Source organism: Mycobacterium sp. UM_Kg1 (assembly GCF_000972925.1).
GTDB lineage: Bacteria > Actinomycetota > Actinomycetes > Mycobacteriales > Mycobacteriaceae > Mycobacterium > Mycobacterium hiberniae.
Map to the genome: position 1 here is coordinate 1 of NZ_JRMK01000124.1, position 11,367 is coordinate 11,367.

General features: G+C 68.8%; 13 protein-coding genes. All 13 read right to left on the reverse strand.

What is annotated here, in order from left to right:
- Nucleotides 1-1,242: F0F1 ATP synthase subunit B/delta (locus LI92_RS16670; protein ID WP_046320752.1), on the reverse strand; the 1,242-nt coding region annotated here is incomplete at its 3' end.
- An 8-nt stretch (nt 1,243-1,250) separates the two neighbouring features.
- The gene (locus LI92_RS16675; protein WP_046320754.1) at nt 1,251-1,772 is read right to left on the reverse strand and encodes a F0F1 ATP synthase subunit B; all 522 of its coding nucleotides are present in this window, start codon (nt 1,770-1,772) and stop codon (nt 1,251-1,253) included.
- An 8-nt stretch (nt 1,773-1,780) separates the two neighbouring features.
- Entirely contained in the window at nt 1,781-2,041 is a 261-nt protein-coding gene (locus LI92_RS16680; RefSeq protein WP_019735417.1) for a F0F1 ATP synthase subunit C, read from the reverse strand.
- 61 nt (nt 2,042-2,102) lie between these two features.
- On the reverse strand, nt 2,103-2,858 hold the full coding sequence (gene atpB / locus LI92_RS16685; protein ID WP_046320756.1) for a F0F1 ATP synthase subunit A: 756 nt from the start codon (nt 2,856-2,858) through the stop codon (nt 2,103-2,105).
- Nucleotides 2,851-3,297 carry an ATP synthase subunit I gene (locus tag LI92_RS16690; RefSeq protein WP_046320757.1) on the reverse strand — a complete coding sequence of 149 codons (447 nt, stop codon included), beginning with the start codon at nt 3,295-3,297 and terminating at the stop codon, nt 2,851-2,853. The genes atpB and LI92_RS16690 overlap by 8 nt, the downstream gene beginning before the upstream one ends.
- 115 nt (nt 3,298-3,412) lie before the next feature.
- Nucleotides 3,413-4,591, reverse strand: a complete 1,179-nt coding sequence (locus LI92_RS16695; RefSeq protein ID WP_046320759.1) for a glycosyltransferase family 4 protein — start codon at nt 4,589-4,591, stop codon at nt 3,413-3,415.
- Complete coding sequence (locus LI92_RS16700; protein WP_046320761.1) at nt 4,588-5,247, reverse strand: L-threonylcarbamoyladenylate synthase; 660 nt, start codon at nt 5,245-5,247, stop codon at nt 4,588-4,590. The genes LI92_RS16695 and LI92_RS16700 overlap by 4 nt, the downstream gene beginning before the upstream one ends.
- Nucleotides 5,244-6,101 (reverse strand): peptide chain release factor N(5)-glutamine methyltransferase, encoded by an 858-nt coding sequence (gene prmC / locus LI92_RS16705; RefSeq protein WP_046320763.1) that lies wholly within the window; start codon nt 6,099-6,101, stop codon nt 5,244-5,246. Before prmC ends, LI92_RS16700 begins: the two co-directional genes overlap by 4 nt.
- Nucleotides 6,098-7,174, reverse strand: a complete 1,077-nt coding sequence (prfA, locus tag LI92_RS16710) for a peptide chain release factor 1 (protein ID WP_046320765.1) — start codon at nt 7,172-7,174, stop codon at nt 6,098-6,100. Before prfA ends, prmC begins: the two co-directional genes overlap by 4 nt.
- A 69-nt stretch (nt 7,175-7,243) precedes the next feature.
- Nucleotides 7,244-7,489 carry a 50S ribosomal protein L31 gene (gene rpmE / locus LI92_RS16715; RefSeq protein ID WP_046320767.1) on the reverse strand — a complete coding sequence of 82 codons (246 nt, stop codon included), beginning with the start codon at nt 7,487-7,489 and terminating at the stop codon, nt 7,244-7,246.
- 136 nt (nt 7,490-7,625) lie between these two features.
- A complete protein-coding gene (gene rho, locus LI92_RS16720) occupies nt 7,626-9,659 on the reverse strand; it encodes a transcription termination factor Rho (protein WP_046320769.1) in 2,034 nt (677 codons plus the stop codon).
- 264 nt (nt 9,660-9,923) lie between these two features.
- Entirely contained in the window at nt 9,924-10,871 is a 948-nt protein-coding gene (gene thrB / locus LI92_RS16725; RefSeq protein WP_046320771.1) for a homoserine kinase, read from the reverse strand.
- On the reverse strand, nt 10,871-11,367 hold a 497-nt coding region (locus LI92_RS16730; protein ID WP_046320774.1), incomplete at its 5' end, for a pyridoxal-phosphate dependent enzyme. The genes LI92_RS16730 and thrB, both read right to left, overlap by 1 nt.

The window sequence follows — 11,367 nt, forward strand, 5'->3', positions numbered from 1 at the left end:
ATGTGTATAAGAGACAGCCTGCACACGGACCGGGTGGCTGTAGATCCGGCTCAGGACCGTCTTCAGCCGGCTGCGCTGGGCGTCACTGAGCTCGGCGGCCGCACCGACCTGCGCCACCAGCTCGCCGCGGCGTGCCACGGCGATCGAGGCCAGCTCGGTGATCGCCTGATGCGCGGACTGGCCACGCAACAGCCGCACCGTCTGCTCGAGCAGCGCTGCGGCGATCGGGTTGACGCCGCTGCCCTCGCCGATGACCTTGCGCAGCAGCCCGACCCGGCCGGCGGCCGGAGTCGCGGTGTCGCCGAGCAGGATGTCCAACCGGGGCTGGGCGTCGAGCAGGCGGGAGAACCGGAACAGCTGGTCCTCCACCTGGTCGACGGTGCCCGCCTGTTCCGCCGAAAGCAGCAGGGCCTGCCGGGCGACGTGCTCGATCGCGGTGACCAGGTCCGAACCGTGCGACCAACGGGCCGCGGCCGCCTCGGTCACCAGGGTCAGGGCCGGCGCGCCGATCTTGTCGGCGAACAAGCGCTGCACCAGCCGCACCTTGGGTGCGGCGTCGTCGGTCGGCACGCTCAGGTGCCGGGTGACGACGCTTTCGCGCTGGAGCACTTCGGCGACCGCGGACAGGTCACCGGCCAGCGCGGTCAAGCCCTGCTGGTCCAGGCCGCCGGCCACCTCGTCGAATTTGCCCAGCAGTCCGGCCAGTGCCAGCCGGCTGGCCGAGCGCATCTGCACCAGGATCGGCGATTCTACCTCGACGGCTGTCGGCGCCATGGCGTCGAGCTCGTCGAGGAACCGGTCGACGGTGGCGGACTGCCGCTGCGGGTCGGCCACATGGGCGCGAACCAGGTCGGCGGCCCGCTGCACAGCCTCGGCGCCCAGGTCCGACCGCAACTCACGGATGAGTTGCGCCCGCAACAGGCCGACCTGCTGACCGCCGGAAGCCTTGACGCGTTCCGCCTCGGCACCGGCCTGGCTGCGCAGCTGCTCGGCGATCCGCTCGGCATCCGTACGAGCTTCGGCGGTGACGCGTTCGGACTCGGTGGCGGCATTGGCCAGCGCCGCGGAGTGCGCCTGGCCGGCTTCGGCCAGGCGAGCGGCGGCAGCTGCCGCCTCCTCCAGCTGCTTGCGCACCGATTCCTGCTGGTCGGCCATCATCTTGCGCACCGGTGGCACCACGAACTTGACCAGCAGCCACACGATGATCGCAAAGCCGACCAGCTGCCCGATGAAAATCGACATCTCTGTTGCTACCGCCCCGTGCTCGCCGCGGAAAGAGCCTCGACATCTACGCCGAGGATCCGGCTGGCCAGGGTGGCAGACAGCGTCTCCACCCGGGCCTGCAGCTGCTCATTCACTGCATCGCCTTCCTGCTTCAGTTGGTCGGTGGCGGCCTGCAACTTCGCGGCCACCTCCGCCTCTGCCGCCGACCGCTGCTCCTCGATCACCTTGCGGCCCTCGGCACGAGCGTCATCCCGTGCCGTCGATGCCGCCAGGCGCGCCGCCGCCATCTGCTTCTCGTAGTCGGCGTCGGCGGCCGCGAACTGCTCGGCGGACTCGCGGTTGTCGGCGAGTGTCTTGGTGACCATGTTCTCGCGTTCCCGCAGCACCTTCATGATCGGCGGCACCACGAAGGTACTGATCACGGCCAGCACGATCACGAAGATCGCGAGGACGACGAAGAAGGTGCCGTCGGGAATGAGGAAGCTCTTCTTCTGGCCTTCCTCAGCCGCCTCGCTCATCGCGAGGACAACAACGCTCATGTCACCCATCGTGCGCGTTACTGCTGTGCGGCGATCGGGGTGGCGAAGACGAACAACGCCATGAAGGCCAGGTTGATGAAGTAGGCGGCCTCAACCAGACCAACCGTGATGAAGAACGGGGTGAACAGCCGACCCTGAGCCTCGGGCTGGCGGGCAATTCCGGCGATCAGTGCGTTACCGGCGATACCGTCACCGATACCGGCGCCGATGGCGCCACCGCCCATGATGAGACCGCCGCCGATGAGGGCACCGAGTCCGATCAGATTGGGATCTGCCATTTCATTCCTCCTTGCTAGCTGGTAGTGCTCTACCAGTTCTGATGTGGTCCTGCAGGTTGTACTAGTGGTGGTCTTCTTCGAGCTCCATGGCCTGGCTGAAGTACAGGATGGTCAGCAGCGCGAAGATGAACGCCTGGATCAGCCCGACGAACAGGTCGAAGGTCTTCCAGATCGCGTTCGGCGCAACCATGAAGTAGGGGCCGAGCAGCGAGATCAGGCTGACCAGGATGCCGCCGGCGAAGATGTTGCCGAAGAGACGCAGTGACAGCGAGACCGGCTTGGCGACTTCCTCGACCAGGTTGATCGGCGCCAGGATGGCCACGTGGCCCTTGAGCACCCGCAGCGGGTGGCCGATGAAACCGCGCCGCCAGAAGCCGGCCAGGTGGTAGCCGCAGAACACGAACAGCGCCAGCGCCAGCACGAAGTTGATGTCGGCCGCGGCAGAGGAAAGCAGTTCGTGGACGCCGTGCTCGTCGGCGTACTGCACCGGCAGCACCGACAGCCAGTTGCAGACCAGGATGAACACGAAGATGGTGACGGCCAGCGGCAGCACGAACGGCGCCACCTTCATCCCGATGGCGCCCTCGATCTGATTGCGCATCTGAATGGTGATGGCCTCGAAGAACAGTTGCACCCCGCCGGGAACGCCGGTGGAGGTGACCTTGGCGCGCAGGAACAGCGCCAGTGCGATCACGATCACCGCGGCGATCGAGGTCGACAGGATGGTGTCGATGTTGACCTCACCGACCAGCGGCCACACCGCGGTCTCGTGGTGGCCGACCTCAATGCCACCCTCGGCCAGGATCGACTCAGTCATTTTCCGTCCCTTCAGCGCCGGACTCTGACGCTTGCGCGCGGAGCTTTTTTACCACTGGCAGCATGGTGGTCAGCACCAGTACTACCTCGAACAAGGCCAGCCCGAACAGCGCGCCGAGACCCGCCGGCCGGAACTGGTAAGCGATCGCCAGGCCGATCACGCTGATGACCAGCAGACGAGACGCCGAGTTCAGCGCCATCTTCTTCTTCAGCGGATGGTCGGAGGCGGTGATCCGCAGCGCCGAGCGGCGGATCAGCAGGGCGTTGCCCAGACCGAGCGCCAGGCCCAGCCCGAAGAACACCCCGAACATCGGGCTGCCGAACTGAGCGGCCAGGGCGATCGCGGCGCCGGTCAGCACCAGACAGATCAGCAGCAGCCGAATCGGCTGGAATACCACCGACGGCAACACCAACGGCGCATCCTGCGCTGGTGTCGTCACCGCCTCACCCCAATCTGAATCTGCCGTGCGTCATTGTCGTGGCGTCGCCCGCCGAGCGTATCGGATGCCCGAACGCACCGTGGAACCACCTACAACACCATCCTAGACGGTGCTACTACCGCGTGTCGTAGGGGCCGTCCTCCGGGGCATTGTCCCGGCGTAGCAACGGGATGAGCGTAACGACAACCGCAATCAGCATCGCACCCAGCATCACCGCGCCGGTATAGCGCGGGTCGAAGAAGATGGTGCTGGCCGCGCCGAAGGCGACGATCGCCGTCCACAAGTAGATCAGCAGGACCACCCGGCGATCGGAATGGCCGATCTGCAGCAGCCGGTGGTGCAGGTGCATCTTGTCCGGGCTGAACGGACTGAGGCCGGCGCGGGTACGGCGGATGATCGCCAGCGCCACGTCCAGCGCGGGAACACACATCACCGCGGCAACCAGCAAGAACGGCGACAGCAGGCCGAAGACGTCGCGCGCACCGTAGGCGGTCTGCGAGATCGGCCCCGCCGCGGTGGTAGAGGCCGCGGCCAGCATCAGGCCGATCAGCATCGACCCGGAGTCGCCCATGAAGATCTTCGCGGGACTGAAGTTGTGCGGCAGAAAGCCCAGACACGCCCCGGCCAGCACCACCGAGATCAGAGCGGGCGGGTAGAACAGCACGTCACCGCCGTGGTCCTGCAGCACGCCGACGGAGAACATGCAGATGGCCAGGGCGGTGATCAGACCCAGGCCGGCGGCCAGGCCGTCGAGACCGTCCACGAAGTTCATCGCGTTGACGATCGACACGGTCAGCGCCAGCGTGATCAGGATGGATGCCACCTGGTCGAGCACCACGGTGCCGACGCCGCCGATGGGGATGTAGAGCACGCTCCAGGCCACCCCCATGGTGACCAGCACGCTGGCCGCGGTGATCTGGCCGGCGAACTTGGTCAGGGCGTCCAAGCCCCACTTGTCGTCGAGCAGCCCGATGCCCATGATGACCCCGCCTGCCAGCACCACCGCGGGCATGCCGGTGGAATAGACGAAACCACGGGTCAGCGCCGGCAGCTGCGACGCCAGGAAGATCCCGGCGACGATGCCGACATACATGGCCAGCCCGCCCATGCGCGGCGTCGGCTTCACATGCACATCCCGCTCACGCGGATAGGCGACCGCCCCGATCCGGGTGGCCAGCCAGCGGACCGGGCCGGTGGTGAAGTAGGTGATGATCGCGGCGGTGAGACCGACCAGCGCCAGCTCACGCAACGGCACACCGGCGCCGCGGTCGGCCAACGCCAGCAGGCTGGTCACGGTGTCCCCGTCAGCACGTCCGGCTCCAGGCCCAGCACGGCGCCGATCTGCTCGGCGGAGATCGGCCCGGGCCGGACGATCCGGGGCGTGGGACCGGTGAGGTCGACGATCGTGGAGGCCTCTCCCTGCTCGGCCGGGCCCGCATCGAGGTAGACCTCGACGGACTCCCCCAGCTGGCGCTGCGCTTCGGCGGCGTCGACCGCCGGCGGCGAACCGGAGACGTTGGCACTCGACACCGCCATCGGCCCCACCGCTTTGAGGACCTCCAGCGCCACCGGATGCAGCGGCATGCGCACCATGACGGTGCCGCGGGCCTCGCCGAGGTCCCAGTGCAAGGAGGGCGCCTGCGTGACGATCAGGCTCAACGCGCCCGGCCAGAACGCCCGGATCAGCTCACGGGCAGTCGCCGGCACGATCAGGGCCAGCCCGTCGATGGAACTCCACGACCCGACCAGCACCCCCACCGGCATGTCGCGGCCGCGCCGCTTGGCGGCCAGCAGCGCGGTGACTCCCGCGGCGTTGAAGGCATCGGCACCGATGCCGTAGACGGTGTCGGTCGGCAGCACCACCAGGCGGCCACCGCGCACGGCGTCGATCGCCGCTGCTATGCCGGCCGCACGCCGGTCCGCATCGGCACAGTCGTAAACCTCTGTCATGGTTGGCCGTTCCTGATAGCTGTCACGAACCGGAGCCGTCCGGTGAAGTCCGGCCGCGACACCACCTCGGCGAATCCCCCGGTGTCACGCACGGTGCGCACCGTGGCCGCCGCAGTGGTGTCGTCATGTTCGACGGCGAACACACCGCCCGGGCGCAGTAACCGCGCGGCAAGGCCGGCCAGCGGGGCGATCACCGACATGCCGTCCGGTCCGCCGAACAACGCATGCGCCGGATCGTGCTGGGCCACTTCAGGGTCGAGATCCGCGCCGTCGGGAATATAGGGCGGGTTGCTGACCATCAGGTCGACCCGGCCGTTCCACTGCGCCAGCAGGCCGGGCGTGGTCACATCGGCGCGAACCAGCTCCACCGGCGTGCCGGCACAGTTGCGCGCGGCATAGCTCAGCGCCTCCTCGGAGTCCTCGACCGCGAACACCCGGGCGCCGGGGAAACTGCGGGACAACGCGACTGCCAGGGCTCCTGACCCGGTGCAGGCGTCGACGATCACCGGAACCGGGCCCAGCGGTTGCGCCGCAACGTGTTTGAGGATCCATTCGAGCACGGCCTCGGTCTCCGGCCGCGGGATGAACACCCCGGGACCGACGTGCAACAGCACCGGCCCGAAGGCAGCGGTCCCGATCAGGTGCTGCAGCGGGACGCGGGAACTGCGTGCGGCGACGAGTTGGCGGTAGCGGCTGAAGAATTCGTCGTCGGGCGATTCCAGCAGCGCCAGCCGGCCACGATCGGTTCCCGCGGCGTGGGCGGCGAGTTCTTCGGCGTCGTAGCGAGCGGAGTCGATTCCTGCTTCAGCGAAAAGCGCCGCAGCGGAATCAATCGCGTCCCGGATGCGGCTCACGCCGTCCCCTGTAACCGGGATTCCTTATCGGCGGCCGCCAGCGCGTCGAACATCGCGTCGAGGTCCCCGTCGAGGACCTGGTCGAGATTGTGCGCCTTGTAGCCGATGCGGTGATCGGTGATCCGGTTCTCCGGGAAGTTGTAGGTGCGGATGCGCTCGCTGCGGTCCACCGTGCGGATCTGGCTGGCGCGGTCGGCAGAGGCGTCCGCCTGCGCCTGCTCCTCGGCCAGCGCCTGCAGTCGGGCCGCCAGGACCTGCAACGCACGGGCCTTGTTCTGCAGCTGGGACCGCTCGTTCTGGCAGGTCACCACGATCCCGGTCGGCAGATGCGTGATGCGCACCGCGGAGTCGGTGGTGTTGACCCCCTGGCCGCCCTTGCCGGAGGACCGGTAGACGTCGATACGCAGGTCCGACTCGTCGATGGCCACCTCGCCCACTTCTTCGGGCTCCGGATAGACCAGCACCCCGGCAGCCGAGGTGTGCACGCGGCCCTGCGACTCGGTCACCGGGACGCGCTGCACGCGGTGTACGCCGCCCTCGAACTTCATCCGCGACCACACACCGTCGGGGCTGTCGCCCCTGCTGGCGATGGTCAGCGTGGCGTCCTTGTAGCCGCCGAGGTCTGAGGTGGTCTCGTCGAGGACCGTCACCTTCCAGCCGTGCCGCTCGGCGTAGCGGATGTACATCCGGGCCAGGTCGGCGGCGAACAGTGCCGACTCCTCCCCGCCTTCGCCGGACTTGACCTCCAGCACGATGTCGTCGGCGTCATGCGGGTCGCGGGGCGCCAGCATGTCGGTGAGCGCGGTGTCCAGCTCGGCGACCCGGGCCTCCAGATCGGGGATCTCGGCGGCGAACGACGCGTCGTCGGCGGCCAGTTCCCGGGCGGCCTCCAAGTCCCCACGCGCGGACTCGAGCTTGCGGTGGGTGGCGATGATGGGAGCCAGCTGGGCAAAACGCCGTCCCGCCCGCCGCGCCTCGGCCGGATCGTTGTGCAGTTCGGGATCCGACAGCTGCGTTTCCAGGGCGGCGTGCTCGGCCAGCAGGGCGTCGATCCCCTGAACACTGTGGGTCATCTCACCTCCATCCCCGAACGCAAGCCGACGCCCGGACGTGCTGGCACGTTCCGGGCGTCGGTGAGGGAACTACTTGTCGTCGGTCGCTGCAGCTGCTGCGCCACCGGCGTTGCGCTTGCCGTAGCGCTTCTCGAAGCGCGCGACCCGGCCGCCGCTGTCCAGAATCTTCTGCTTGCCGGTGTAGAACGGGTGGCACTGCGAGCAGACCTCGACCACGATGTGGCCGCTCTCCTTGGTGCTGCGGGTGGTGAAGGTGTTGCCACAACCGCAGACCACGGTGGTCTCGACGTAGGCCGGGTGAATGCCAGTCTTCATGATGTCCTCTTCGATCGTCGGCCGCCGGGTCGCCCGCCTTGGGGCGGACGTGAACCGGAACCTGAGGTTTTCGATTATGCCAGCTACGCTGCCACTCCCCCAAAACAGCGGGAGCGGCTCACGCATTCCGCAGCGGTCAGTCGTTGTCCATTCCCGGAGTGGTCTTGGAGACCTGCACCAGGAACTCGTAGTTGTTCTTGGTCTTGCGCAGCTGGCTCATCAACAGGTCGATGGCCTGGTGCGAATCCAGGCCGGACAACAGCCGGCGCAGCTTGTGCACGATCGCGAACTCGTCCGGCGAGAGCAGCAGCTCATCCTTGCGGGTGCCCGACGGGTTGACGTCGACCGCCGGGAACACCCGGCGCTCGGCGATCTTGCGGTCCAGCTTGAGCTCGGCGTTGCCGGTGCCCTTGAACTCCTCGAAGATCACCGTGTCACCGGTGGAGCCGGTCTCCACCATCGCGGTGGCGATGATGGTCAGCGAGCCGCCGTCCTCGATGTTGCGGGCCGCGCCCAGGAACCGCTTGGGCGGGTAGAGCGCGGTGGAGTCCACACCACCGGACAGGATGCGGCCCGACGCCGGGGAGGCGTTGTTGTAGGCGCGCCCCAGCCGGGTGATCGAGTCGAGCAGCACCACGACGTCCTTGCCCTGTTCGACCAGGCGCTTAGCCCGCTCGATGGCCAGTTCGGCCGCCTGGGTGTGGTCTGACGGCGGCCGGTCGAAGGTCGAGGCGATGACCTCGCCCTTGACCGAGCGCTGCATGTCGGTGACTTCTTCGGGGCGCTCGTCGACCAGCACCACCATCAGGTGGCACTCCGGGTTGTTGCGGGTGATCGCGTTGGCGATGTCCTGCATGATCGTGGTCTTACCGGCCTTGGGCGGCGACACGATCAGCGCGCGCTGGCCCTTGCCGATCGGCATGATCAGGTCGATCACACGGGTGGTCAGCTTCTCCGGCGAGGTCTCCAACCGCAGCCGCTGGTTGGGGTACAGCGGGGTCAGCTTGGAGAACTCGGGACGCTTGCGGGCGTCCTCGACGGGGCCGCCGTTGACCGAGTCCAGCCGCACCAGCGGGTTGAACTTCTGCCGCTGGTTGGGCTGGTCGCCGTCGCGGGGAATCCGCACCGCGCCGGTCACCGCGTCGCCGCGACGCAGCCCGTTCTTGCGGACCATGTTCATCGAGACGTAGACGTCGTTTGGCCCGGCCAGGTAACCGGAGGTACGCACGAACGCGTAGTTGTCCAGCACGTCGAGAATGCCGGCGACCGGCTGCACGACGTCGTCGTCGCGCAGTTCGGCGGTGTCGCCGCCGGCACCGCCCTCGCCGCCGCGTTCGCCACGACGACGCCGGTCCCGGAAGCGCCGGCCGCGCCGGCCGCCGCGCCCTTCGTCGTCGTCGCCGCGATTGGCGGCATCGCCCTGGTCGTCGTTCTTGGCCTGCGCGCCGTCCTCGGCCTTGGCGCCGTCACGCTCGCGCCGCTCACCGGACTGCTCGGGCTTGTCCGACTTGTCTGCCCTGTCCTCGGTGCGGCGCTGCCTGCGCGACCCGGCCGGGGCGTCGCCGTCGCCGGCCTTGTCCTGCTCGGCGGGCTTGCCCTGCTCGGCGGGCTTGTCGGCCTCGGCGGCGTTGTCCTGCTCGGCGGGCTTGTCGGCCGCTGCGGCGTTGTCCTGCTCGGCGGGCTTGTCGGCCGCTGCGGCGTTGGCCGCGGGCGCACCGGTCGCCCGGCTGGCGCCACGGCGCTCGCGCCGCGGCGGTGCTGCGGGGGCCTCGGCCTCAGTGGCCTCGGTGGCCTCAGCGGCCGCGGCAGGCGCGACGCCGTTCGCGGACTGCTCCGCGCTGGGTTCGGTGTTGGAGGCCTGGCCGCCGTTGGCGCCCGCCTCGCGGATCGCGGCGATCAGTTCGCTCTTGCGCATCCCGGAAGAGCCTTTGACACCGACGCGGTTGGCCAGCGCCCGCAGTTCCGGCAGCACCATCGAAGTCAGTGCGCCATCGGCAACGGCGGTCGCGGCACCGGATTCGGGTGCCGAAGCGCTCTCAGCCGGGGCGGACGGTGCGGCCTCGCCGCCGTCAGCGGCCACATCCGGGCTGGTCGCAGAAGTGATCGGGGGGGTCGGCAACGATTCCTGGTCGGTGCTGCCTTCAGCCGCGAAGAGGTCCGTTTCGGTCACGGATTTCCTTTCTTCCCTCGGCGGTTTCCTCACGCGAGGGGCTTAAGTTGCATTCAGCGGACCCGCCGAGTGCGTGTCACCGTCGACTGTGTAACGGTGTTGCCCGTATCGACGGCGTCGTAACGCAAACCGTCAGCTACGGGAAGAATTTGGTGGCATCCCGGTTGACATAGCAGTCTGACTCAGGTGCTGATGCCGCGAATGCGGGACGGGACCGAGGATAGCCCGCTTCTGTGCTGGACGCAACAGCCACCTCGGCGCGCCTCAACCCGGTACCGCCACCCCGGAGTTCCAGGTGACCGCCTCGCCGACCGGCATCTCGGCGATCTGGAACGCCCTGGCCTCGTCGGAGCCGAGCACTTCGGCCGGCAGCGCAGGCACGGTGGTCAGCGCGATCACCGCAGGCCCGGCACCCGAGAGCACGGCGGCGATGCCGTGCCTGCGCAGCAGCTGCAGCAACGCCGCGGACTCGGGCTGGGCGGCGGCCCGCTGCGGCTGGTGCAGCATGTCCTCGGTGGCCGCCAGCAGCAGATCAGGGCGCTCGGTCAGCGCCACCACGAGCAGCGCGGCGCGGCTGACGTTGAACCGGGCGTCGTGGTGGCTGACCTGCTCGGGGAGCAGCGCACGGGTCTCGGCGGTCGAGGAGCGCAGTTGCGGGATCGCCGGGCACAGGTGGATGTCGGGGTGCAGCCGCAGCGCCGCCGCCGAGTAGGCGGCACCGCCGTCGGGGCTGCTCTCGGTCCAGGAGACCACCGCACCGCCCAGCACGGCAGCCGCGGCGTTGTCCGGGTGCCCCTCGAACTCCGACGCCAGCTGGATCAGCTGCTCCTGGGTCAGGCAGGGCTGATCCACTTGCGCGACAAGGCCGTTGACCACGGCAAGCCCGCCGACCACCGCGGCCGCCGACGAACCCAGGCCGCGCTGATGCGGGATGGCGTTACGGCAGTGCACCACCAACCCGGGCGCCTGCACCCCGGCTTCGCGCAGTCCGCGCATGATGCCTTGCACCACAAGGTGATCCGATGTCAGTGGCACCTGGCCGGCACCCTCGCCCTCGACCCGCACCACCAGACCGGACTCGACCGTCTCGACGGTCACCTCGTCGTAGAGGCCCAGCGCCAAGCCCAGAGAGTCGAACCCGGGCCCCAGGTTGGCGCTCGACGCCGCCACCGCAACGCTGGCCGTCAACCCGGTCGGTAACACCTGGACCACTAGGCCAGTCCCAATTCAGCCACCACCGCGGCCGCGTCGACGGGAACCGCGGTCACCTCGGGCATGCCCTTGAGCGCGGTGTCGGGGTCCTTGAGCCCGTTGCCGGTCACGGTGCACACCACCGTCGAACCGGGCGCGACCCAGCCGTCCTCCACCGACTTGAGCAGGCCGGCGATGCTGGCGGCCGAGGCCGGCTCGACGAACACGCCTTCGGTCTGAGCCACCAGGTGGTAGGCGGCCAGGATCTCCTCGTCGGTGGCGGCCAGAAAGCGCCCACCGGAATCCTGCTGGGCCGCCACGGCCTGCGCCCAGGACGCCGGCGAGCCGATCCGGATCGCAGTGGCGATGGTCTCCGGGTTGGCCACCGGCTCGCCCAGCACCAGCGGCGCCGCCCCGGCAGCCTGGGTGCCCAGCATCTTCGGCAGCTTCTCCGTCAGGCCGTCGGCGTGGTATTCGCGGTAGCCCTTCCAGTACGCGGTGATGTTGCCGGCGTTGC